The 23104-nt window shown below is 64.2% G+C and carries 18 protein-coding genes; 14 read left to right on the forward strand and 4 right to left on the reverse strand.

From position 1 onward, the window contains the following. The first annotated feature begins 40 nt into the window (after positions 1-40). Positions 41-1096, forward strand: a complete 1056-nt coding sequence (locus SINAR_RS0106690) for a 3-carboxy-cis,cis-muconate cycloisomerase (RefSeq protein WP_027998372.1) — start codon at positions 41-43, stop codon at positions 1094-1096. A 141-nt stretch (positions 1097-1237) separates the two neighbouring features. On the opposite strand, the gene SINAR_RS0106695 is transcribed toward SINAR_RS0106690, so the two are convergent. Beyond that, entirely contained in the window at positions 1238-3865 is a 2628-nt protein-coding gene (locus SINAR_RS0106695; RefSeq protein WP_027998373.1) for a malto-oligosyltrehalose synthase, read from the reverse strand. 180 nt (positions 3866-4045) lie between these two features. Between SINAR_RS0106695 and msuE the strand changes: the two genes are divergently transcribed. From msuE to SINAR_RS0106750, 10 genes are all read left to right on the forward strand, one after another. Further along, positions 4046-4606 carry an FMN reductase gene (gene msuE, locus SINAR_RS0106700; protein ID WP_027998374.1) on the forward strand — a complete coding sequence of 187 codons (561 nt, stop codon included), beginning with the start codon at positions 4046-4048 and terminating at the stop codon, positions 4604-4606. A 46-nt stretch (positions 4607-4652) separates the two neighbouring features. Next, entirely contained in the window at positions 4653-6002 is a 1350-nt protein-coding gene (locus SINAR_RS0106705; RefSeq protein ID WP_027998375.1) for an LLM class flavin-dependent oxidoreductase, read from the forward strand. A 16-nt stretch (positions 6003-6018) separates the two neighbouring features. Continuing rightward, positions 6019-6864, forward strand: coding sequence for an ABC transporter permease (locus SINAR_RS0106710; RefSeq protein WP_027998376.1), 846 nt, complete (start codon positions 6019-6021; stop codon positions 6862-6864). A 43-nt stretch (positions 6865-6907) separates the two neighbouring features. Continuing rightward, a complete protein-coding gene (locus SINAR_RS0106715) occupies positions 6908-7900 on the forward strand; it encodes an ABC transporter substrate-binding protein (RefSeq protein ID WP_027998377.1) in 993 nt (330 codons plus the stop codon). A gap of 9 nt (positions 7901-7909) precedes the next feature. Further along, a complete protein-coding gene (locus SINAR_RS0106720; protein WP_027998378.1) occupies positions 7910-8680 on the forward strand; it encodes an ABC transporter ATP-binding protein in 771 nt (256 codons plus the stop codon). A 176-nt stretch (positions 8681-8856) separates the two neighbouring features. Continuing rightward, the gene (locus SINAR_RS0106730) at positions 8857-10029 is read left to right on the forward strand and encodes an ABC transporter substrate-binding protein (protein WP_027998379.1); all 1173 of its coding nucleotides are present in this window, start codon (positions 8857-8859) and stop codon (positions 10027-10029) included. A gap of 196 nt (positions 10030-10225) precedes the next feature. Further along, positions 10226-11089: a branched-chain amino acid ABC transporter permease gene (locus SINAR_RS0106735; protein WP_027998380.1), complete on the forward strand. Its 864-nt coding sequence runs from the start codon at positions 10226-10228 to the stop codon at positions 11087-11089. Positions 11090-11095: 6 nt separating this feature from the next. After that, positions 11096-12097, forward strand: a complete 1002-nt coding sequence (locus tag SINAR_RS0106740; RefSeq protein ID WP_027998381.1) for a branched-chain amino acid ABC transporter permease — start codon at positions 11096-11098, stop codon at positions 12095-12097. Further along, a complete protein-coding gene (locus SINAR_RS0106745; protein ID WP_027998382.1) occupies positions 12094-12858 on the forward strand; it encodes an ABC transporter ATP-binding protein in 765 nt (254 codons plus the stop codon). Before SINAR_RS0106740 ends, SINAR_RS0106745 begins: the two co-directional genes overlap by 4 nt. Continuing rightward, the gene (locus tag SINAR_RS0106750) at positions 12839-13555 is read left to right on the forward strand and encodes an ABC transporter ATP-binding protein (RefSeq protein WP_027998383.1); all 717 of its coding nucleotides are present in this window, start codon (positions 12839-12841) and stop codon (positions 13553-13555) included. The genes SINAR_RS0106745 and SINAR_RS0106750 overlap by 20 nt, the downstream gene beginning before the upstream one ends. A gap of 162 nt (positions 13556-13717) precedes the next feature. On the opposite strand, the gene SINAR_RS0106755 is transcribed toward SINAR_RS0106750, so the two are convergent. Together SINAR_RS0106755 and SINAR_RS1000000138635 are read right to left on the reverse strand one after the other, a co-directional pair. After that, positions 13718-15667, reverse strand: a complete 1950-nt coding sequence (locus tag SINAR_RS0106755; RefSeq protein WP_027998384.1) for a CHASE2 domain-containing protein — start codon at positions 15665-15667, stop codon at positions 13718-13720. Further along, complete coding sequence (locus SINAR_RS1000000138635) at positions 15667-19257, reverse strand: FecR domain-containing protein (protein ID WP_027998385.1); 3591 nt, start codon at positions 19255-19257, stop codon at positions 15667-15669. The genes SINAR_RS0106755 and SINAR_RS1000000138635 overlap by 1 nt, the downstream gene beginning before the upstream one ends. Before the next feature lie 129 nt (positions 19258-19386). Here SINAR_RS1000000138635 and SINAR_RS0106765 point away from each other — a divergent pair, with 129 nt between their 5' ends. After that, a complete protein-coding gene (locus SINAR_RS0106765; RefSeq protein WP_027998386.1) occupies positions 19387-19932 on the forward strand; it encodes a Pycsar system effector family protein in 546 nt (181 codons plus the stop codon). Between the two features lie 161 nt (positions 19933-20093). Here SINAR_RS0106765 and SINAR_RS0106770 read toward each other — a convergent pair whose 3' ends face one another. Next, positions 20094-20780, reverse strand: coding sequence for a GntR family transcriptional regulator (locus tag SINAR_RS0106770; RefSeq protein WP_027998387.1), 687 nt, complete (start codon positions 20778-20780; stop codon positions 20094-20096). A gap of 198 nt (positions 20781-20978) precedes the next feature. Here SINAR_RS0106770 and SINAR_RS0106775 point away from each other — a divergent pair, with 198 nt between their 5' ends. Together SINAR_RS0106775 and SINAR_RS0106780 are read left to right on the forward strand one after the other, a co-directional pair. Then, the gene (locus SINAR_RS0106775; protein ID WP_027998388.1) at positions 20979-22025 is read left to right on the forward strand and encodes a 4-hydroxythreonine-4-phosphate dehydrogenase PdxA; all 1047 of its coding nucleotides are present in this window, start codon (positions 20979-20981) and stop codon (positions 22023-22025) included. Positions 22026-22100: 75 nt separating this feature from the next. Continuing rightward, positions 22101-23087, forward strand: a complete 987-nt coding sequence (locus tag SINAR_RS0106780; protein ID WP_027998389.1) for a tripartite tricarboxylate transporter substrate binding protein — start codon at positions 22101-22103, stop codon at positions 23085-23087. The last annotated feature ends 17 nt before the right edge of the window (positions 23088-23104 follow it).

The raw sequence follows: 23104 nt of genomic DNA on the forward strand, positions 1-23104 counted from the left end.
CTTCCTTCGAATCGAAGGGCGCGAGAGCTGGAGATGCGGCATGACCTATTCGGCCTTCGACCACCCCTATCTTTCCGGCCTTCTCGGAGACGAGGCCGTGGCGGCGGAATTCTCCGTGGCCGCCGATGTGCGCGCAATGCTGGCCTTCGAGGCGGCCCTTGCGCGCGCGGAGGCGCGCCATGGCGTCATCCCCGAAGCGGCCGCCGATCGCATTACCGAGGCATGTCGTGGCTTCTCTCCGGACGTCAGCGCAATGCGCCGCGCAACTTCCACGGACGGCGTGGTCGTACCCGAACTCGTGCGGCAATTGCGCCGGGCGGTCGGGGAAGAGGCGGCGGAACACGTCCATTTCGGCGCGACGAGCCAGGATGTCATCGATACCAGCCTCATGCTGAGGCTGAAGGCGATCGCCGAACTTTTCTCCGGCCGCCTCGGTACGGTGGTGACGGCGCTGGAGGAGTGCGACCGGCAATGGGGCGAGCGCCCGCTGACCGCCCATACGCGAATGCAGGCGGCAATCCCGATCACGGTCACCGATCGCCTGCGGAGCTGGATCGAGCCGCTGCTCGACCATCAGGACAGGCTCGACGCCACCGAACTCGACCTTTTCGCCGTGCAGTTCGGCGGAGCCGCCGGTACGCTGGAAAAGCTCAAGGGCAAGGCCGACATCGTCCGCGCGACGCTTGCGGAGGAACTCGCGCTGGTCGACTGTCCGCAATGGCACAATCAGCGCGCGGCGATTGCCGATTTCGCCCATCTGCTGTCGCTCGTCACCGGAAGTCTCGGCAAATTCGGCCAGGACGTGGCGCTGATGGCGCAGGCGGGCGACGAGGTCGTACTTGCCGGCGGCGGCGCATCCTCGGCCATGCCGCACAAGCAGAACCCGGTCGCCGCGGAGGTGCTCGTGGCGCTTGCGCGCTTTAACGCGACCCAGGTTTCCGCCATCCACCAGTCGCTGGTGCACGAACAGGAACGTTCGGGCTCCGCCTGGACGCTCGAATGGCTGATCGTACCGCAAATGGTCGGCGCGACGGCGGCCGCATTGAGGCTCTCCGCCGAGCTCGCCGGCAATATCCGGCGGATGGGGCGGGTATGAGATTGGTGGTATTCTTCGCAACCCATTTGCGGCAAGGCTTGAGCAGGGTCAGGCGCGTTCGCTTGTCCCTGCCGCCCCGCCTGGCAGAGAAGGTGCCGGCAGGCGAATGAGGGGCGAATTCGGAAATCGAGTGCACCGTGCTCACGCCTCGACCAGCAGGGCGACCGGGAAATCGCGGAGAATGTCTGCCACGGCAAGAAGAGGCCGGGTTTCGATGACTTTGCCCGTGGGAAGATTGCGCATGCGCTTGAGTTCGCAATTCTCGGGCCAGGCGAGAAAGGTGTTGCGCCACAGTTCCGGACGGATGGCCAGGCGGCCGTCCACCGTCTGGCCAAAGACAAGCCGCGGCACCACCGTGAGCGCAAAGCCGTGCTTGCTGCGACGCATGAAGGCTGCGGCATGGCGTGAGCCCGGGCCTTCGACGGGCACGGCGCGATACTCGCCTTCTGCAAGACACGCCGCGCCGCGCCCCCGGCGATAGGTCAGTCCCATCGAGATCAAAGTCTGCTTGCAGTTTTCGAAATCGCTGATCGCCGGCGCTTCGGGCAGACTTGGAAGAGAGGCATGCGGTGAAAAACCGCGGCGGTTGTCGGGATCGACGAGGGAAAGGTCGACCCGTTCGCTGCCCTGATAGATATCGGGAATGCCGGGCGCGGTGAGCTTCACCAGCGTTTGCGAGAGGCTGTTGATCAGGCCGGCATGGATGAACGGTCCGGACGTTTTCTCGAAATCGCCGAGGAAAGACCGGTTCTGCCAGTCCAGGAGATCGCCGAGGAAGGCCTTGATCGCTGCTTCATAGCGCTCGTTCGGATCGTCCCAGCTCGTCCTGAGCTTTGCCTCCCGCAGCGCCTTCACGGCGAAATCGACCATCCGCTCGCGCAGAAAAATCAGGTCGTCTTCGTCACCAGGAGACGTGATGGGCCAGGCACCGAGCAGGCTCTGATAGAGGAATTGCTCGACCGAAGCGTCCGGTTTCTCACCGGCTGGGAGTCGGCCCATGCTTTCCGCATTCATCCCGTGCCAGCGGTCCGTCGCTGCGGCCCAGACTTCCGGCGCCTCGCTGACGACGTGGAGGCGGGCGCGCGCATCCTCCCCCCGCTTGGTGTCGTGCGTGGAGGTTGCCGACAGGCCGTGCGGCATCTGGCTTGCGCGATCCTGCATCATCGCATGGAAGCGGACGACGCCGCCGGGCGCCCAGAAAGGCGAGGCACCGACCTCGTTCGCCGCAAGATAATCGCCCCTCCGATAGAAGAAGGTGTCTTCGACCGCTTTGGCCATCACCGCGCCGCTCAGTTGCTGGAAGCGCGTGCGGAATGCGGACCGCAGCTTGCCGTCCGCCGAGTCGGTCGGCGCCCTGAGTGCGGAAACGATCGCTGCGATCTCGGCGCCGACGTCGGGTGAGCGCGCCGCTGCCTTCGCTGCGATCCCGTCGAGGAGGCGGCTGTCGTGCGCTCCGGGCCCCTGGTCGCCGACATAGGTCCGATAGACGGGCAGTGCCGCCGCCAGCTGGCGAATGGCCTCACCGGTCCGCTCGTCCTGATCCGGAGCCCCATCGCCTGTGAAGCCAGCGGCCAGTCCGGTCAGCCGCCGGACTTCCGTATTGAAATTGCGGCCCAGGACCTGAAGCTTGCATCCCATGACCGCCTCTTCGGCCGCAGATCGCCTCTCCTCGCTTGAAAGCCACGAAGACGGAGTGTCGTCGGAAAGAAGATCCGCGAGGGCCGATATGAACTCGTAGCCGGTAGCCCCGTCGACCGGCCAGTCGGACGGCAGCGTTTCGTTCTCGCCGAGTATTTTCTCGACGAGGATATAGGTGCCGTCGCCGGCCTCCCGGCGGAGCCGGTCGAGATAGCCCCTGGGATCGGCCAGGCCGTCGATGTGGTCGATCCTGAGCCCATCGATCAGGCCTTCCCGGACGAGGGCGAGCGCAAGCCGGTGGGTATCGGTGAAGACCGCGTCATCTTCGACGCGCATGCCGACGAGGCCGGCGACCTCGAAGAACCGCCGGTAGCTGAGCTTGTCCCGGGCCGTCCGCCAGCTCATCAGCCGCCAGGATTGCCTTCGATGCAGCCGGTCGAGCTGCAGCGTGTCTGCGGAGAACCGGGCGAGGGATTGGTCGAGTTCGGCAGCGAGCGATGGCGTCCCGACGACAGAGGCAAGTTCCGCGTGGAACTGTGCGGCGGTTTTCCATTCTGCCGTGCCGGCGACAGCCGCGATCCTTTCGAGCGCAGCATTGCCGATGCGCGGGATCGCCGCATAGCTGGCGGGATTGAGCGGATAGAGAGCCTGGTAATATCGAAACGCCAGGCAGCGGTGCTCGTGGTCGTATGCGAGGCGCAGATTGCCGGCTGCGACCTCTTCCTCAAACGACCGCCCGAGGAAGGGGAGCGTGAGCGGCTCCCGCCAGTCGATGTCGAAATAGTCGGCAAATTCGCTAAGGCGGCCCCATTCGATCACGCTGTGCCACCAGTCATTCTCGAGATGCGCGGCCATGTGGTTCGGGACGATGTCCAGCACGAGACCGAGTCCTTCGGCCTTCAGCGCATGAGCGAGCCGGACCAGTCCATCGTAGCCGCCAAGCGCCGGGTCGATCTCGTTGTAGTCGACGATGTCGTAGCCATGGGTTGACCCCCGGACCGCGGTGAAAAGGGGCGAGGCGTAGAGGTGAGATATGCCGAGCCCGACTAGGTGCGGGATCAACTCCACGGCTTTTGCGAAGTCCATCCCGTTGCGGAACTGGAGACGGTAGGTTGCGTCGGGCAGATGCATGGCGGTCTTGCGCTTGTCTGCCGGTAACCCCGGGGCCGGTGCTTTGTTCCCCGAGGGACGCCTCCGAAGCAAAGTCTTCTTGTTCGCGCATCGGGAATAGAATGGCGTTCCTTTAATCTACTAAATTTATAGATTTTGATTAATGCCACGGAAGCACGGATCTCACGGGGAGCTAAAGCGATGCCGCAGACACGAGTGGTAGGGATTTCAGGCAATATCACGCGTCCGTCCAAGACACGCGCATTCGTGGACCATATCGTCCACCGGCTGGCGGTCGATGCCGGCGCTTCGGCGCAGACCTTCGATATCGAGGATTTCGGGGCGTCCCTGCTCCCTGCGAGAACGCTCGACGAACTCGCGCCGGAAGCGCGCTACGTCGTCGGCCAGATGCTAGCAGCGGACGTTCTGGTGGCGGGGTCGCCGACTTTCAAGGGAAGCTATACCGGCCTCTTCAAACACGTCTTCGACCTGCTCGATCCCTCTTCGCTCCGCGGCAAGCCCGTCATCCTCGCCGCGACCGGGGGCGGGGAACGCCACTCGCTGATGGTGGAGCATCAGTTGCGGCCACTGTTCGGCTTCTTCGAGGCATTGGCGATGCCGAGCGCGATCTACGCCTCGGACAAGGACTTTGCCGACGGCGCTCTCGCCTCGGAGGCAATCCATGCCCGCGTCGGAAGGGCGATCGGCGAGGCGCGGCAGGCGCTGGCTCGGACCGCCGGGGCGAGCCTTGCGGCGGCCTAATGCGAGTACCAGGACAACTATGCAGGCAAATTCAACGGAGGCAGCAATGACCAGACAGATCAAGCTTGGAGCCTTTCTCCCCGGCGGCGGCCAGCATATTGCCGCCTGGCGGCACCCGGACGCTCCGGCAGACGGTGCCACGAATTTCGAATTCCACAGAAGGCTCGCCGAGACCGCGGAGCGTGGCCTGTTCGACGCCTATTTCCTCGCCGACAATCTCTCCGTCGGGCTTGGCGGCCGCGAAGGCGGCAATGCGAAGATAGCCGGCTTCGAGCCTGTCACTCTCTTTGCAGCACTCGCGCCGCTGACGACCCATCTGGGCTTCATCGCCACGGCATCGACGACCTATGAGGAGCCCTACACGCTCGCCCGCAAGTTCGCCTCGCTCGACCTGCTTTCCAACGGGAGGGCAGGCTGGAACGTGGTCACCTCCGCCGGCGACGAGACGGCGCGCAACTTCAACAGAGAAACGCAGCCGAGCCACGCCGAGCGATACGAACGCGCGCACGAGCACGTCGAGACCGTCAAGGCTCTATGGGACAGCTGGGAAGATGACGCCTTCATCCGTGACAAGGCGACCGGCCGCTTCTTCGATGCCGGCCGGGTTCACGACATCGACCACAAGGGCAAGCATTTCAGCGTAAAAGGACCGCTGAACGCGCCGCGCCCCGTACAGGGGCACCCGGTCGTGGTGCAGGCGGGGCAATCCGAGGACGGACGCAGGCTTGCGGCGGCCGGCGCCGAGGTGATCTTCACCGCCCATCAGAACCTTGGTTCGGCGCAGGAATTCTACCGTGACATCAAGGCACGGGTGAAGCGCGCCGGGCGCAACCCCGACCACGTGCTGATCATGCCGGGGGTGGCCCCCTTTGCCGGTCGGACCGAAGAGGAGGCGCGTTCCAAATACGAAGAGCTGAATGCGCTGATCGTACCGGAGGACGGCGTGGCGCTCTTGAACGGCCTGACCGGCGGCACGCTCGACCTGACGGGATATCCGCTCGATGGGCCCTTGCCCGTCAGCGACGAGACGGAGGGGATGAAAAGCCGGCAGGCGCTGATCCGGAAGATCGCGGACGAGCATGGCTTTACCATCCGCCAACTCTACCAGTGGATCGCAACCGCACGCGGTCACTACACCGTTGTCGGCAGCGCCGAACAGATCGCCGATCAGCTCGAGGAGTGGTTCCTGAGCGAAGCCGCCGACGGGTTCAACATCCTGCCGCCGTGGCTTCCGGGTGCGCTCGACGATTTTGTCGATCTGGTCATCCCCATATTGCAGCGACGCGGCCTGTTCCGCACCGCCTACGAGGGTCGGACGCTGCGGGAGAATCTCGGTCTTCCCCGTCCGGCGAACCCGTGGACTTTGGCGCGCGCGACCGTTCAGGCGGCCGAGTAAGAGGGGAGACGCGAAAATGAGCTTGCAGGAACTCGACAGGGCGATCGTCCACGAAGGCGGCAGCGTCAGCGCAAAAGCGGACGAGTATCTACGCAGGTCGGGCGCCGTCGCCGGCAGCTGGCTGTCGCGCTACGGACTGCTCATCGCCTTTCTTGCGCTCTGGCAGGCGGCCAGCACCGCCGGCTGGATCAACCCGGCCGTGTTTCCGTCCGTCGGTGCCATCCTTTCCGCCCTGTGGACGGGAATTTCCGGTGGAGCCTTGCTCGACGACATCGCGATCAGCCTTCAGCGCTCCGGCACCGCCTTTGTCGGCGCGGTGATCCTGGCTATACCGCTCGGTCTCTTGATGGGGCAGATGCGTCCGATCGAGAACGCACTCGATCCCGTCCTCCAGCTTTTCCGCCAGACGTCCGCGCTCGCTCTCTATCCCGTTTTCATTCTGCTTCTCGGACTCGGCGAGGCGTCGAAAGTCTTCGTCATCTTTTGGGCGACGCTCTTTCCGCTGCTCCTGAGCACCATCGGCGGGGTGAAGGAAGTGGATTCCAAGCTGATCGAGATGGCGCGTGTCTATGGCGCGTCGCGTCTCACGGTGTTCCGTCGCGTGGTCCTCCCAGGCGCCGTTCCTTCGATCTTCGTCGGCCTGCGCTTGAGTGCAACGACTGCCCTGCTGTTGCTCATCGCATCCGAGATGATCGGGGCCAACAAGGGCATCGGCTTCCAGGTCATGAACGCCCAGTACAATTTCCAGATTCCCCTGATGTTCGCGGCGATCTTCATTCTCGCCGGGCTCGGGCTCGTCTCCAACTACGCGCTGGTCTTTGCGCAGCGCCGCCTCTGCCGCTGGAGCGACGTCTCGAACTAACGGTCCCGGCATTTCAAGCTTCAGATCACGGAAAAGGTGACACATGACGATTTCCATTCGCGCCCTCGCATTGGGCAGCCTCTTCTCACTCGGCCTTTCCAGCCTTACGGCAGCAGCGGCTGCGGAACCGGTGACGCTGCGGTTCCTTGCAAGCCAGGGAAGCCTGTCGCCGCACGAGCTCGCCTATGAACTCGGCTATTTCGATGGCCTCGGCATCAAGCTCGAGAATGTCGGTTACGCGGGAGGCGGACCCGCATCGCTCTTCGCGCTTGCCTCCGGCAGCGTCGACATCGGATCGGCGGCGACCGCAGCCGTCATCAACTCGATCGCCGGCGGAAACGACTTCGTCGCCGCCTTCCCGACCAACGGCATCAACGAGCAGGTCAAGAGCATCTTCTACGTGCTCGACAGCAGTCCAATCAGGACCATCGAGGAAATCGCCGGCAAAACGATCGCCGTGAATACGCTCGGGGCGCACCTCGACTATGCGGTGCGCGAGGCTTTGCACAGCAAGGATTTGCCCGAAAACGCCGCGAACCTCGTCGTTGTACCCGGACCACAGCTCGAACAGACGCTCCGGTCGAACCAGGTCGACATCGCCGCCGTGGGATACTGGCAGGCGACGTTCAACGGGCAGATCCTCGAGCGCGGCGGCGTGCGTGCGATCTTCGACGACACGGATGTGCTTGGCGAGATCGCCGGGGGCTTTGCGGTTCTCCGCCGGGATTTCGTAGAGAAGAATCCGGAAGCGGCCAGGAATTTTGTCGAGCAATCCGCGCGCGCTGCTGACTGGGCACGCGAGCATCCCGAAGAAGCGCGCGCCGTGCTCGCCCGTATTCTGACCGAGCGTGGCGAGAACGGCGACCTCGCGCGGCATTGGACGGGGTTCGGCCTGCGGAAGGGCGCGCAAGCGACGGAGCGCGATCTGGATTTCTGGATCGGCGTTCTCGAGCGCGAGGGCAGTCTGCCGCAGGGCAAGTACAAGGCAGCCGATCTTCTGTTCCGGCCGGACGCGACGTCCGCCGCGGCGAATTGAGGTGTGGAGATGGCTGAAGTTCGAAGCCTGCGCAAGGGGGAGGTTTCGCTGCGCGATCTCTCGAAATCCTTCCAGATCAACGGACGGCCGCTCAGCGTCCTCAGGAGCCTCAATCTGGACATCCGGTCCGGGGAATGCCTTGCAATCGTGGGCGCAAGCGGATCGGGCAAGACGACATTGCTGCGGGTTCTTGCGGGTCTCGAGACGGCCGATGCGGGCCGGGTGTTGATCGACGGCCGGCCGGTTGCCGGTGTGGGCAAGGAGCGCGCGGTCATATTCCAGGAGCCGCGGCTGCTTCCATGGTTGACGGTCCTCGGCAACGTGGCCTTCGGCCTGGAGGTCAGAGGCGAAGACTCAAAACGCGCCGAACAGCGTGCGCGTCACTACATCTCGCTTGTGGGCCTTGCCGATTTCCAGGACGCCTATCCGAAACAGCTTTCCGGCGGCATGGCGCAACGGGTCGGGCTTGCGCGGGCGCTGACGGTAAAGCCTGAGATCCTGCTGCTCGACGAGCCGCTGGGCGCCCTCGATGCGATGACGAAGCTGACCATGCAGCAGGAGCTCGAACGCATCTGGCGGGAGGAAAACGTGACGATGGTGCTCGTCACGCACGATCTTGAGGAAGCCATCTATCTGGCGGATCGCGTCCTCATCCTGCCGAAGCAGGAGGACGGAGCGCCGAGAACGGTCGACATCCACTTGCCCCGGCCGCGGGAGCGAAGCGAAGCACGTTTCGTGCGCTACAGGCAGGAACTGCTTCGGGAATTCGGACTGCACTAATGCGCACGCGCTTCCTCCATGATCCCCGGACAGAACAATAACCGGAAGATTATGGATTTCCGCCCATATTTCATTTTTGCATCACCGTTTGACATGGCAGACTGCCCGCTGTCGATTGCGATTGATGTGAAAGGAAGCGATGCCGGCCGGGAGTAGCGGCGTCGCGGGGAGGAAATATGAGAAGGATCATTCTGGCCGCGCTCGCGGCTCTGGCCACGAGCGTCGCGGCGCAGGCGGACACGATCAAGGTCGGCGTCGTCGGACCTTTCTCGGGTCCCTTTGCGCTGCAGGGCAAGAACTTCAAGGCGGGCATCGACGCCTACATGGCGCTCAATGGCGCCAGGATCGGCGACGACGACATCGCGATCATCTACCGCGACGTGCCGCAGGCGGACCCGGCCCAATCCAAGGCGCTGGCGCAGGAGCTCGTGGTCAAGGAGGGCGTGCAATATCTCGCCGGCTTCTATTTCACGCCCGATGCGATGGCCGTCACGCCGCTGCTCGAGCAGGCGAACGTGCCGCTGGTGATCATGAATGCCGCCACCTCGGCGATCGTCACCAAGAGCCCGCTCGTCGTGCGCACCTCCTTCACGCTCTGGCAGACATCCACGCCGATCGCCCAGGTGGCGAAGGATGCCGGCGTCTCGAAGATCATCTCGGTGGTCAGCGATTACGGTCCGGGCGTCGATGCGGAGAATGCATTCAAGGTGGCCTTCGAGGCGGCCGGTGGCGAGATTGTCGAGGCGATCCGCATGCCGCTCTCGACCAATGATTTCTCGCCGATCATGCAGCGCATCCGGGATTCCGGTGCCGAAGGCGTTTTCGCCTTCCTGCCGTCGGGCCCGACGACGCTCGGCTTCGTCAAGTCCTTCAACGAAAACGGCCTCAAGGACGGCGGCATCAAGTTCTTTGCGCCGGGCGACCTCACTCAGGAATCCGACTTGCCGGCGCTGGGCGACGCAGCGCTCGGCCTGCAGACGACCTTCCACTACGCCGTCTCGCATGATTCGCCGGAAAACAAGGCTTTCGTCGAAGCTGCAGCCAAGGCGATCGGCAATCCGGCCGAGCTCTCCTTCCCCGCTGTCGGCGCTTATGATGGCATGCATGTCATCTACAAGATGATCGAGGCGACGGGGGGCGAGCAGGACGCTCGGAAGGCGGTCGACGCCGTGAAGGGGCTCTCCTGGACGAGCCCGCGCGGGCCGGTGTCGATTGATCCCGAATCGCGCCATATCAGCCAGAACATCTATCTGCGCGAGGTCGCCACGGCCGATGACGGCACCTATTACAACAAGGAGATCCAGACCTTCGAGAAACAGGGCGATCCCGGTCTTGCGGCGCTGAAGTGATCGGCGGTCAGTCCGGATCATTTCTCATGATGGCCTGGTGCATGCTTTTTCCGCTTCAACCCTGTGCACGTCACAGGCATCCAGCAGCGTGGCGCGGGAAAGTTTTCCGGCCCGAAGATCTGGGTTGGCCGGCTTTCCGTGACGGGCGCAGGAATGAGGATCGAGGGCGAAGCCTGCCAACCGACAGGATGCGGTCATGCAAACCATCTTCAGCATAGCGGTCGATGCGCTCGCCTACGGCATGGTGCTGTTCGTGATCTCGATCGGCCTTTCGGTCACCCTGGGCCTCATGCGCGTCGTCAACCTCGCGCATGGCGCCTTTGCCATGATCGGCGGCTATATCGCATCCTACGCGGCGCGTGATCTCGGACTCGGCTACTCGGTCGCGGTGCTGATCGCGGTCTTCGGCACCATCGTCATCGCCATCCCGATCGAGCGCCTGCTCTACCGCCGCATCTACGGTCAGCCCGAGCTGACGCAGGTGCTGATGACGATCGGCATCACCTTCTGCATCATAGGCATCGCCAACTACGTCTTCGGCCCGACTCTCAAGACGATCCCGCTGCCGCCGAGCCTTGAGGGCTCCGCCGATCTCGGCTTCCGTTCGATCGCCGTGCACCGGATCTTCGCGATCGCCTGCGGTCTCGCCGTCGCTGCGGTTCTCTGGTTTGCGATCGAGAAGACCGCCTTCGGGGTCAAGCTACGCGCCGCCGTCGACAATGCGGCGATGGCGGCGGCGCTCGGAGTGCGCACGGAGGTCGTCTATGCCGTGAGTTTCGCAGTGGCCGTGGGCCTTGCCGCGTTCGGCGGCGTCGTCGGCGCGGAACTGCTGCCGGTCGAGCCCTATTATGCGCTCCGATACATGGTCACATTCCTGGTGGTCGTTTCCGTCGGCGGTGCGGGGTCGATCCCGGGTGCACTTGCGGCCTGCCTCCTGCTTGGCGGCATCGATACGACCGGGCGCTATCTCCTGCCGGAATTCGGAGAGTTCTTCTTCTATCTCGCCGTCATCGCCATCGTCTGCGTTTTTCCGCGTGGCCTTGCCGGGAGGATGAAGTAGGTGACCATGGCAACGATGAGCGAAGCAGCCACGACGGTTCCTACGGGCAGGCAGGGGCTCGGCCGCGATCTTGCCGGCCTCGCCGTAATCCTGGTGCTGGCCGCGATCGGCTATCTCCTGTTTCCGAACAATCTGGCGCTGCTTACGAGGATCATCGCGATCGCGCTCCTGGTCCTCTCGCTCGACCTCGTCACCGGCTATTGCGGCGTCGCGACCCTCGGCCATGCCGCGCTGTTCGGCAGCGGAGCCTATGCCGCCGGCATCGCGGCCGTGCATTTCGGCATCACCGATCCGCTCCTCATGCTCGCCGCAGGCATTCTCGGGGGTGCGCTGGCGGGGCTCGTCTGCGGGGTCGTGATCCTTCGGGCGCATGGTCTCCCGCAACTGGTGCTCTCGATTGCCCTCATCCATCTGTTTCATGAATTCGCCAACAAGGCCTCGTCCTGGACGGGCGGCAGCGACGGGCTGGCGGGTATCGCGCCCGACCCGCTCATCGGCCTTTTCGCCTTCGACCTCTGGGGCCGCACGGCCTATGTTTTCGGCGTCGTGCTGCTCGCAATCGTCCTCATTCTGCTGCGCGTCGTCGTGCGTTCGCCTTTCGGAATGCTTTGCCGCGGCATCAAGGAGGATCCGATCCGCATCCGGGCGATGGGCGCATCGCCGGCGATTGCCCTTATCAGGATGTACGCGATATCCGGCGCGGTCGCCGGCGTCGGCGGGGCGCTCAACGCGATCTCGACGCAGGTCGTCGGTCTCGACAGCCTCTCCTTCACGCTTTCGGCCGAAAGCCTGGTCATGCTCGTGCTCGGCGGCACCGGCTCGCTCTTCGGGGCGCTTACCGGCACGATCGTCTTCATGTTCTTCGAAGACCTCGTCTCGGCGGCCAACCCGTTCCATTGGCTGACCATGGTCGGGGCCCTGTTGATCGCGGTCGTGCTCTTTGCGCCGAAAGGGCTTTACGGCACGGCAGCAGAGATCATCGCGCGGCGACGGGGGGCGGGCCGATGAGCGCCATATTCGAAGTCAGAAATCTCAAGCGCTCCTTTGGCGGCCTCGCCGTCACCAACGATGTCAGCCTTTCCATGGCGCCGGGCGACCGCGTCGCCCTGATCGGCCCGAACGGTGCCGGCAAGACGACCTTCGTCAATCTCGTCACCGGCAATCTGAAGCCGGATGCCGGAGAGGTACGGATCGGCGGCGAAACCGTCACCCATATCGATGCGATCGGCCGTGTCCGCCGCGGACTCGTCCGATCGTTCCAGGTGACGCGCCTTTTCCAGGACATGACGCCTGCAGAGCACGTGGGGCTCGCTATATTGCAGCGCGACGGTCGGGCAGGCCGCATGTTCGGCAATTTCCTGGCAATGCGCGGGGTGATGGCGGAAGTCGCCGTGCTGCTCGGCAAGCTGGGTCTGCGCGATCTCGCCCACCGGCCGGTGCGCGAGATCGCCTATGGCCAGCAGCGGCTGCTGGAGATTGCGATGGCGCTGGCGCTCAAACCCAGGGTGCTGCTGCTCGACGAGCCGGCCGCAGGCGTGCCGCAGAGCGACACCGGCCGCATCGAGCAGGCGCTCGCCGATCTTCCGGGCGATCTCGCCGTGTTGATGATCGAACACGACATGGATCTCGTCTTCCGTTTTGCCAAACGCGTGATCGTGCTTGCTGCCGGCACGGTCATCTTCGACGGTTCTCCAGCCGACGTCACCAAGGATCAGCGTGTGCGCGAAGCCTATCTCGGGAGCTATGCCGATGCCAGCAGCGCCGCTTGAGGTCCACAATCTCTCCGCCGGCTATGGACCGACACGGGTGCTGGAGGGGGTCTCCTTCTCGGTGCCTGCCGGCGCGCGGCTTGCGGTTCTCGGGCGCAACGGCATGGGCAAGACGACGCTGCTTGCTACGCTCGCCGGCCAGACGCGGCGTTACGACGGACGCATCCGCATCGGCGGAGCCGACGTCACGACGCTGCCGAGCGCTTCGCGCGCCCTGAAAGGCCTCGGCTTCGTGCCGCAGGCGCGCTGCGTTTTCCCGTCGCTGACCGTCGAGGAAAATCTCTTCGTAGGCCTCAAGGGCCGGCCGAGGACGGCGCTCAGCGAAGCCTTTGAAATGTTTCCGCGCCTCTACGAGCGGCGCAGGAATCTGGGCTCGCAGCTTTCCGGTGGCGAGCAGCAGATGCTCTCGACCGCCCGGTCGATCCTTGGCCGGCCCTCGGTCCTGCTTCTCGACGAGCCGCTCGAAGGACTGGCACCGGTCATCTGCGAGGAGCTGATGAAGGCTTTCACCGATCTTGCGAAGACCGGCGACATGACCATCCTGCTCGTGGAGCAGCGCATCCAGAGTGCTCTGGACTTTGCCGATCGCGTGATCATTCTCGAGCGTGGCAGGCTTGCCTGGAGCGGAGCGCCGGAGGCGCTGGCGAAGGAGCACGCCACGGTCGAACGGCTACTGGGGGTCGGCGGGCTGCAATGAGCTGTTGCCCGTTGTTCAACCCGCTTGAACACCGTGATTGCCCCTCTCCTCGGGTTTAACCCGAGGACTAGCCCTCTCCCCGCAGGCGGGGAGAGGGGACTTACGGAGCATGCCGCTTGTCCCTTCGGGTGCCGGCAGGCGGATGAGGGGCGATTCTCTTATTCATTCTGACAGCCGTTCCCGCTCGCGCTCGTAATAGCGCGCGAGAGAAGGCAGGTCCTTTTTCAGCACATCGAACAAACCGTCATCGGCAGCGACCTCGCCGCTGTATTTCCGGGCGAGATAGGCGCGGTGGCGTGCGAGCGCCGGTTCCGAAGCGCCGTCGACCACGGTGAAGACCGGAGAGACTGCGCTGCGCCCCTTGACGGTGATGCGGTCGAGCTCGGCGACCGGGAATTTCCGGGCGGCGAGTGCTGCCGTACGCTCTCCGAGAAGCAGCGGCACGCCGTAGTCCTTGGAGGCGCCTTCGAGGCGGGAGGCGAGATTCACCGCGTCGCCCAGCGCCGAATAATCGAAGCGGCGGGCCGAGCCCATATTGCCGACGACGCATTCTCCCGTGTTGATGCCGATGCCGATCCTCAGCGTCTTCGGCGGACGTCGCGCCCCTTTCGCTTCCGCTTCCAGCTCTGCGTTCAGACTATTGAGCGCCGTGAGCATGTCGCGCGCCGCCTGAACGGCATGGACGGCATGGTCGGGGTCGTCGAGGGGAGCGTTCCAGAAGGCCATCAGGCAGTCGCCGATATATTTGTCGATCGTGCCGCGTCGGTTGAGCACGGCTTCCGAAAGGGGCGTCAGGAGCCGGTTGATCAACGTCGTCAGCCCTTCCGGATCGTCCTTCATGTCCTCCGAGATGGTGGTAAAGCCGCGTACGTCGCAGAAGAGGACCGTGAGCGTCCGTCTTTCGCCGCCGAGCTTCAATTGCGAGGGATCGCTTGCAAGCCGCTCCACGAGGGCCGGCGAGAGATATTGCGAGAAGGCACGGGTGATCTCGCGGCGACGCCGTCTTTCTTCCGCATAATCGAGGCCGGCCTGCCCGACCGCCACGCCAAGAAAGGCAAGTGCCGGGGCGAGCGGCGAGACGAACACGTGGCCGATGCGCATCAGGCCATAGCTTGCAAGGAATATCAGAGCGAGGGCGAGGGCGCCGTAACCGAGGGTTTTCCAGCTCGTAGGCCTGAGGACTGCGAGGGCTGCGGCCAGGCTGGCGAGGATGATTGCCGCGATGGCGACGGCCGCACCCGCCCGCCTGACGAACAGGCGATGCACGAGATTGTCGTAGATGGTCGCGTGGATTTCGGCGCCGGCGACGCGGCCGCGTGAGAAGACCGTGTCGGAGGTGGGGAAGGCATCGACGCCGCCGCCCGCGAGGGACGGCGCGTTCTGCAGGCTCAGGCCCACGATGACGACTCGATCACGGAACATCCCCTCGGGCAGGAAATTCGCGGGGTCGAGCGCCTGATAATAGGAAACGGTCGGGTAGGTGCGCGCCGGGCCGAAGGTCTGCATCAGGGCCCGTCTCGGGGGAGGCGCAGGTTCTGCACCAGCGACTGTTGCGAGCGTCACGGCGAAGCCGTCCGGATAGGAGGGTATCTGCCTGAGCGTGCCGTCGCCGCTGAGGTTAACCGAGGCGATGCCCACCTTCGCGCCCCGTTCCAGCAGGACGGGAAGGGGCTCGGTCCGGACGAACTGCTCGGCCTGCGGCGTCCGGATCAGCGTCTCGTCGCCGGCAAGCACGACGTCGGGCCCGAGGACCTCGGCAAGCGCGAGATCGTTCTCCGGCGCGACGGCCGGTTCGGCGAAGACCACGTCGAGAGCGATCGCCCGGGCGCCGGCGGCCCTCAGAGCCTGGATCAGCCGGGCGTGCAGGGCTCGCGGCCAGGGCCATTGGCTGCCGATCTCGGCCATCGACGGTTCGTCGATCGCGACGATAACGGGGCCGTCTTCCGGGAGAGCCGGCCGGCCGAGGACCGAGAGATAGTCGTAGGCGCGCAGGTCGGCGAGCGACCAGGAGCCGGTCAGCGAGACGAGCGAGACGAGCGCGGCCACGAAGGTCATGAGGACGGCAAGCTTTGCCCGCCGCGGGGAAAGGCGAAACTGGCGAGGGGCGTTCATCAGAACCGCACTTTGACGGTGCCCTTGACCGTGGGACCCCAGCCGGGCAGCCCGTCCCGTATCTCGAATTCCTCATCAAGCAGATTGAAGCCGGCGAGCTCCACCTCGATCCGCTTGTCGAAGGGCTCCCACTGAAGAGCGGCGTCGAGCGTCCAGAAGTCGTCGTGCGTTATCGGACCCTCTGCGCGCTCGCCTACGTAATTTGCGGCAACGGTCGTTTTGACGTTGGCCGTGCTCACCCAGGTAAGTGCCAGCTGGCCCGAATATTCGGGAAGGAAGGGAAGGTCGCCGGCGCCGCCTGCCGAGAGGTCCTCGCTTTCGGTGCGCGCCACCGTCGCCGAAAGACCCAAGCCGTGGCCGAATGCCAGATTGGCGGTCACTGCGAAGCGGTCGAGTCGACCCTTGTCGAAAGGGAAATCCGTCCTTGCCGCCAGGAAGGGACTGATGATCGGGATGGGTATCGAACCGTCATGAATTTCCTGATGCTGATAGTCGATCGCCGTAAACAGCCAGTCCGTCCACTCGGCATCCCAACGCAGCGCCAGCGTGTCGGCATAGCCCTCCGTACCGATCAAAAACTGGTTGGGCTGCAGCCCGACTATGCCGACCGGCGCGAGCGTGGCGGAGCCGAAATTATAACCTTCCCGCTGAACGGCGGCACGGAGCCAGTGACCCTCTGCCGGCGCCCAGGCGACGCCGAGCTTCGGTTCGAGCCGGACGTCGTTGTTGTTGACATCTTCGATATAGCGGGCGAACAGTGCGCCTTCGATCTTGAGGTCGGGCGTGATTTCATAAAGGCCGTCGACATAGGCTTTGGCGACGGCTTGCGTAAAATCGAATCGGGTCGGCGCGGCAAAGCTGAAATGCGTCCGCAAGTCCGATTGCACCTTCCCGCCCTCGATGCCATAGCGCCACGTCAGGTCGCCCTGCCCATACATGTGGTTGAGCGCGGCGATGTAGGTTCGTTCCCTGCTATCCAGATCGAATTCGGTTTGGGTGCCTGCATCGGAGAGGGCCAGGCTGTCGCCCGTGCGCAATTCCTTGAAGAAGAGGGCGGCATTGCCGACGTTGCGGTAACCGAATGTGTGGCTCCAGGCGAGGCCGGAAATCAGGCCGGAAGACTCGTCACCCAGTTCGAGGTCCGGCGGAACCGGCAGAAGCTGCTGGAATTCATCGACGTCCGAATAGTTCGCGAAGGCGACGACGCGGTCGTCGGGAGTGGGGCTGGCCGTGACATAGCCGTTGCCACCGATTACCCGCAGTTCGCGTTCCAGTCGCGCGCCTTCGGATTCGACCGTATCGCGGGGCTCCTCCCACTGAAAGGTGCCGGAAACGCTGATCGGGAAGGGCGAGACCGTAAAGCCGCGAACCGCCGCTTCCCCGATCCACCCGGTATGATCCTCATTGGCGGTGAACCCGCCGCCCAACTCCGCTTCGAAGAAGGGAGAACGCAGCAGATTGGCCGTCCGCTCGCGGCTGGCGAGCATGTGCGGTTCGATCAGAAGCCCCTGGATGAGCGCGGAAAAGCTGGCCGGATTGACCGTGTTCGTGATCGCGTTCGCTGCGAAATCGTAAGCGTTGAAGAAGGGATTGACGCTGCCGCGGACCGCCTGGTCGACATAGCTTGCAGCGGTGAAGGGATCGAAGACGGCGTCGCCGTAGTATTGGCCCCAGGCATCCAACCCCTGCAGGCGGAAGGCGTCGTTAAGCGTCGAGCCCTGCTCCTGGTTGGCGCCGAGTGCCGCCGTGTCGCCGCCCTTGGCGCGGGTGCGGCGCAGGGCTTCCTGAGCGTTGCGAATGGCCGCATCGGCGTCATAGGCATCGATCGCGATCGCGGTTCTGACCGTCGCCACGACCGGATCGTTCGGATCGAGCCGGTCGGCGTTGTCGAGCGCCTGAGCTGCCGGAATGCGGTCGCCCTTCTCGTAATGCGCGGCCGCGAGCAGAAGCTGGGCGTTCGAATAGGCAGGGTTGGCCGTCGAGCCGGCGAGCAGGTCTTCGACCGCCTTGTCGGCCTCGCCGTTCTGCATGTGATAGCGGCCGCGCGCCACCAGCGCCACGTCGAAGGAGGGGTCGACCGAAAGCGCGGCGTCGATCTCCCGCTTCGCCTCGGCCATCCGCATCTCGTCCATGTATTGAATTGCCAGGTTTGCATGGGAGACGGGATCGAGCGGATCGAGCGCAATGGCCTGCTTGAATGCAGCCTCGGCTGCCCGGTTGTCGCCGCGCGCGCCCTGTACCAGACCGAGGGAATTCCAGATGGACGAGGAGCCCGGAGCGGTTTTCAGGGCCCTGTTGAGATCCTCAAGGGCGGCCTCGAGATCGTTGTCGATGTGATAGCGATAATGGGCGCGTGCCTCGAGCGCCGTCGGGTCTTCAGGGTCGATCGAAAGCGCCCGTTCGACGCCGTCGCGAAGCTCGTCGCGATCATCCAGCAGGAGGGCGAACTGCGCGCGTGCCGCGGGCAGGGTCGGGTCGTCGGGATATTGCTGCTCGGCCTTTTTCATCATCGCGATCGCCGCAGGGATGTCCTCCCGGAAACCGGCGGTCCAGGCCCGGGCCATGCCCGCATAGCGGCCGCTTGCGTTGCGCGGCGGCTCCTCCACACGGGCAGGATCGGCGAGCCCGCGCGCAAAATAGCCGCCATAGGCCGCGATCGTGCGGCGGCTCGGGTCGAGGTTGCGTTCGGCCCTCGCGAACAGGCCCGCCGCCTCCTTATACCGGTTCGAAGAACCGGCGATCAATGCCCTGACGAGGTCGGCACGTGCCGCCTGGGAGCGGGTCAGGCCGCGGCTCGTCGCTTCCGCGAGCGCGGCCTGAGCCTTGTGACGGCCATCGAGGGAAAGATAAATCTCCGCAAGCGTCAGCCATTCCTCGGCCGAGCGTGATGCTGCCGGCAAGGCCTCGATGCGCGCACGCTCGCGGCGCATTTCGGGAACGCTGAAGGGTGTGGCCGGCATCCAGACGAAGGCGTTGCGAAGCGACAGATGAAAGAGCATCTGCTCGCGATCCTTCGGCGTCACGATCACGATCTTCGTCGGCGCGCTGCCGATCGCGGCAACGGCGCCTTCGCCCTGCTGCACCGTCACGCTGCCATAGGCATTGCTGAGTTCGACGACCCCTTCGAGGACGACGAGCGAGGTCTTGCCATCGGCACCGACGGTAAGCGTCCAGTCGGTGCCGCGGATGGCGGCGGTTGCGGCAGGCGTGTCGATCAGCAGGCCCTCGCCACCGCGCTCGGCGCGCGCCCAGATGGTACCTGCCTGCAATTCGAGATTCGAGTCGCCTCCGCCAATCTCCTTGACCCGCAGCGCGGTGTTTCGCCCGAGCCTTATCTGCGTGTGATCCCGGAAGAGCACGGCGAGCGCACCCGTGGCGTTGGTCCGCAGCACGTCGCCGGGAAGCAGATCCTGGGCGAGGTCTACGACCCGCCAGTTGGAAACGTCGACAAAGCGGACCTCCTCGCCGGATTTGCGGGCAATGACGGAGCCGGCTGCGGGGGCCGGGCGCGGAACCGTCTCGGCAAGCGCCCCCAAGGGAGCAACAAGCGTCACCGCGGCAAGCAATGCCCCCGTTCTTCTTCCCCGCATTTCCGAAATACCCCTCGCAATAGTGAATCCAGTGGATTTATAGGGAGGAAAAGTCAAGTGCCCAGTTTTGGGCGTATGCTTTTACTGGCGGAGTGTAATAAAGAGGAGACGAATAGAGGGGAGTGGCGGATGGAAGCAGGGGGAAATCTGTATAGGCTCGATCCTCCAAGTGAAGGAGCGGCGCCGGAGGCGATGCTGGGGGCCTATTACGACCACATCAGGAAGGTAAATGATGTCTTTGCCGATCAGATAAAGACATCCGATCAGAAAGCCGCCTATATATTCACTTTCATGTTCGCTTTTCTGGTGACGTCGCAAGAAGGGCGCAGTGTCTTTGCCTGGCAGCGCTATGCGGAGGGCAGCACCATCCCGATGGTGTTCTCGGCTATGCTTGCGCTTGCCTCGATCTTCTCGATCGTGTCGGCGATCCTCGTGGTCCTGCCCAGGAAAAGCGCAACCTCGACGACGCTGTTCTGGGGCGCCTGGTCCCGTCATCGGGAGAGCTTCATGCGGGCAGCAGGGGCTGGCGATCGGGCTTATCTTTTCCGCCAATATGCCGAGAACGCGGACGCGCTTGCGGCGATCGCCTGCGGCAAATACCGTTGCGTCAGCTTCGCCTTCCGCGGGCTGCTCGTAACGGTGCTTTCCTATATCTGCCTTCTGGCGGTGAAGTGATCGGCGCGGAGCGATGCTCCGGCCTAGTCTGCAGGAATCCGCGGTAAAAGGCGGTTCGTGCCAGGTTCTACGGAGGGTCCCGCTCATCCCAAGGACTTGGGCTGACTGGATTCCTGTGACGAACACAGCAATAAGGGGAGAAGACGCATTTCCTGCGTCCTCTAAACCGCGTCGCGCACCCTCTCCCAGGCCTTCGTCAGATGGCGGCCCAGCACTTCCGATAGCCTGGCCTGGTTGCGCGCTTCCAGAGCGGTGATTATTTCCTCATGTTCTGCGACCGCCGCGGCCCATTTCTCCGGGCCCTCATGTCCGATGAAGCGGATGCGCTTCAGCCGCGTCTGCAGCACGGCATGCATGTCGGCGAGGGCTGCATTGCCCGAAAGGCGGGCGATAGCGGTGTGGATGTCCTGATTGAGCTTGTAGTATTGCATCCGGTCGCCCGCCTCGTAGCGGCGCACCATTTCGTCGTGGAGCGCCCGCACTTCAGCGATCTCCGCATCGGTCGCGGCCTCGCAGGCAAGTCTGCCTGCGAGCTCCTCCAGCGTCCGCAGCACGGTGAGCATGTCCCGGACGTCCTTGGCGCTGAAGCGCTTGACGACGGCGCCGCGGCTCGGGACGAGCTCCACCAGACCCTCGCTCGCCAGATACTTGATCGCCTCGCGCAGCGGCGTGCGCGATACGCCGAGCTGCTCGCCAAGCTGCCCCTCGTGCAGGCGGCTTCCGGGTGCAAGATCGCCCTCGATGATCATGTCGCGCAGATGGCTGACCAGCGTGTCGTGCAGTGCGGTGCGCCGGATGGGTCCCGGGCCGCCCGTGAGCCGCTGCTCCAGTGATTTGATTTCGTTCATTTGTTTCGTCTGAGCTTCGGACCGCCGCGCGGGCCTTCCCCTTGAGTGTGGGCGATTGAATCAGTGCCGCCTCATTCAAGCATGGAGACTGCCTCCGCTACCGTCAACAGAAAATGCTGCATACAGAATACAAAAGACTTGATGCAGAATGCTGAATGACGTATGAGGCATCGAAGTACGAAGCGGAGGACATCTCGAATGACGACACCAGGAGCGGATGGAACGAAGGAGCGGCGGCCTGTGATTGCGCTGGCCATGGGCGACCCCGCGGGGATCAGCCCGGAATTGACGGCGCGGCTGCTGGCCCTTTCCGACATCCGCGACGCGGCGCACATCATTGCCATCGGCGATCGCCGCATCCTCGACGAGGGTGCCCGGGTTGCCGGCGTCATGCTGGAACTGGAAGCCGCTTCGCTCGAAGCGCTCGATAATGCCGGCACAGCCCGCCACGTCTTCGTGGACCTCGCCCATCTCGATCCGGCCGATGTGGTACGCGGCGAGGCGACACTTGCCGGCGGTACCTTCGCCACGCGCAATTTCCGCACCGCGCTCGAACTCGCCCATGCGGGCAAGGCCGATGCCGTCTGCTTCACGCCCTTCAACAAGAAGGCGATGCGCTTCGCCTATCCCGGTTATGACGACGAGATCCGCTTCGTCGCCGATGTGCTTTCCTTCACCGGAAAAGTTCGCGAATTCAATGTTCTCGAGAAGGTGTGGAACGCGCGGGTGACGTCGCATATCCCGCTCAAGGACGTGGCATCCCATCTGTCGGTGGAGGCGATCCTCGCCGAACTCAAACTGACGCAGGCCTGCCTCAAGGATGCTGGCCACGAGGAGGCGAAGATCGCGGTTGCGGGGCTCAATCCGCATGCCGGCGACGGCGGCAGCTTCGGCATGGAAGAGATCGACATCATCGAGCCGGCGGTCGAAAAGGCCAAGGCGCTCGGCTTCAACGTCGAGGGGCCGTTTCCGGCCGATACGGTCTTCCTTCGGGCGCTCAAGGAAGGCTTCAACGCGGTGATGACCATGTATCACGACCAGGGTCAGATCGCCATGAAGATCATCGGCTTCGATAAGGGCGTGACGATGATGGGGGGGCTGCCGTTCCCGCTCTGCACGCCCGCACACGGCACCGCCTATGACATCGCCGGCAGGGGTATCGCCGATATCGGCGCAACGCGCGAGGCGATCCTGCTTGCGGCCCGCATGGCGAAGAAAAAGCGGGCGCTTTCGGCTGCTGCCTGAATTCGCACGCTTTCGATGAATACCGGCGTGAGGGGAGGTCTCGCGCCGAAATCCAGCTCAATGGGAGGACCACGCATGAAAAAATCCGTCTCCATCGCCGTAATCGCGGCCGCCGCTTTCGGCCTTGCCGCGCCGGCATCGGCCTTCGAGCCGAACCGCCCGGTCGAATTCGTCGTCACCGCCGGCCCCGGCGGCGGCACCGATATCTTCGCGCGCACCATCCAGGCGATCATCGGCAAATACGAGCTGATGAAGGCACCGGTCGTCGTCACCAACAAGGGCAGCGCCGGCGGCGCCGAAGGCTTCGTCTACACGGCTGGCTACAAGGGTGATCCCTACAAGCTCGCCTTCGGCACCAACAATGCCTACCTGCTGCCGGTGCGCGCCAAGGTGCCCTATACATCCGAGGACCTGACGCCGGTCGCCTCACTCGCGTCCGACGAGTTCGTGCTCTGGGTGAACGGCAAGGCGGACTACGCGACGGCTGCCGATTTCGTGGCCAAGGCGAAGGAAGGCGGCCTGAAGATCGGCGGCAGCCAGTCCAAGGACGCCGACCAGATTCTGACCTCGATGATCAATGAGGTGACCGGCGCCAAGATCAGCTACATCCCCTTCAAAAGCGGCGGCGAGGCGGCCGTTCAGCTCGCCGGCGAGCATCTCGACGCCAATGTCAACAATCCGAGCGAGAACCTCGGTCAATGGCAGGCCGGCATGGTCAAGCCGCTCTGCGTCTTCAAGAGCGCGAAGTTCACGAGCGACGCCAAGGTCGCCGGCGACAAGGCCTGGAGCGACATTCCGACCTGCAAGGAAGCCGGGATCCCGATTGAAAACTACTCAATGCCGCGCACCGTCTGGCTGCCGGCCGGCGTCGAGCAGGAGGTCGTCCAGTTCTATGCGGATGTGCTCCGCAAGGTCTCCGAGACGCCGGAATGGGCGAAATATCTCGCCGACAGCTCGCAGTCTCCCGGCTATGTGACCGGCGACGAACTCAACGCCGTCATCGAAAAGGATAGCACGACGGTCGGCGAAGTGCTGAAACGCGAAGGCTGGCTCGCCAACTAAGGTCAGGTCACCGGGCG

The organism is Sinorhizobium arboris LMG 14919 (genome assembly GCF_000427465.1).
GTDB classification, from domain to species: Bacteria; Pseudomonadota; Alphaproteobacteria; order Rhizobiales; family Rhizobiaceae; genus Sinorhizobium; species Sinorhizobium arboris.

What these genes read in the sequence shown, in the direction of transcription:
- SINAR_RS0106690 (WP_027998372.1), top strand. Translation starts at nt 41, where the DNA reads ATGACCTATTCGGCCTTCGACCACCCCTATCTTTCCGGCCTTCTCGGA.
- SINAR_RS0106695 (WP_027998373.1), bottom strand. Translation starts at nt 3,865, where the DNA reads ATGCATCTGCCCGACGCAACCTACCGTCTCCAGTTCCGCAACGGGATG.
- msuE (WP_027998374.1), top strand. Translation starts at nt 4,046, where the DNA reads ATGCCGCAGACACGAGTGGTAGGGATTTCAGGCAATATCACGCGTCCG.
- SINAR_RS0106705 (WP_027998375.1), top strand. Translation starts at nt 4,653, where the DNA reads ATGACCAGACAGATCAAGCTTGGAGCCTTTCTCCCCGGCGGCGGCCAG.
- SINAR_RS0106710 (WP_027998376.1), top strand. Translation starts at nt 6,019, where the DNA reads ATGAGCTTGCAGGAACTCGACAGGGCGATCGTCCACGAAGGCGGCAGC.
- SINAR_RS0106715 (WP_027998377.1), top strand. Translation starts at nt 6,908, where the DNA reads ATGACGATTTCCATTCGCGCCCTCGCATTGGGCAGCCTCTTCTCACTC.
- SINAR_RS0106720 (WP_027998378.1), top strand. Translation starts at nt 7,910, where the DNA reads ATGGCTGAAGTTCGAAGCCTGCGCAAGGGGGAGGTTTCGCTGCGCGAT.
- SINAR_RS0106730 (WP_027998379.1), top strand. Translation starts at nt 8,857, where the DNA reads ATGAGAAGGATCATTCTGGCCGCGCTCGCGGCTCTGGCCACGAGCGTC.
- SINAR_RS0106735 (WP_027998380.1), top strand. Translation starts at nt 10,226, where the DNA reads ATGCAAACCATCTTCAGCATAGCGGTCGATGCGCTCGCCTACGGCATG.
- SINAR_RS0106740 (WP_027998381.1), top strand. Translation starts at nt 11,096, where the DNA reads ATGGCAACGATGAGCGAAGCAGCCACGACGGTTCCTACGGGCAGGCAG.
- SINAR_RS0106745 (WP_027998382.1), top strand. Translation starts at nt 12,094, where the DNA reads ATGAGCGCCATATTCGAAGTCAGAAATCTCAAGCGCTCCTTTGGCGGC.
- SINAR_RS0106750 (WP_027998383.1), top strand. Translation starts at nt 12,839, where the DNA reads ATGCCAGCAGCGCCGCTTGAGGTCCACAATCTCTCCGCCGGCTATGGA.
- SINAR_RS0106755 (WP_027998384.1), bottom strand. Translation starts at nt 15,667, where the DNA reads ATGAACGCCCCTCGCCAGTTTCGCCTTTCCCCGCGGCGGGCAAAGCTT.
- SINAR_RS1000000138635 (WP_027998385.1), bottom strand. Translation starts at nt 19,257, where the DNA reads ATGCGGGGAAGAAGAACGGGGGCATTGCTTGCCGCGGTGACGCTTGTT.
- SINAR_RS0106765 (WP_027998386.1), top strand. Translation starts at nt 19,387, where the DNA reads ATGGAAGCAGGGGGAAATCTGTATAGGCTCGATCCTCCAAGTGAAGGA.
- SINAR_RS0106770 (WP_027998387.1), bottom strand. Translation starts at nt 20,780, where the DNA reads ATGAACGAAATCAAATCACTGGAGCAGCGGCTCACGGGCGGCCCGGGA.
- SINAR_RS0106775 (WP_027998388.1), top strand. Translation starts at nt 20,979, where the DNA reads ATGACGACACCAGGAGCGGATGGAACGAAGGAGCGGCGGCCTGTGATT.
- SINAR_RS0106780 (WP_027998389.1), top strand. Translation starts at nt 22,101, where the DNA reads ATGAAAAAATCCGTCTCCATCGCCGTAATCGCGGCCGCCGCTTTCGGC.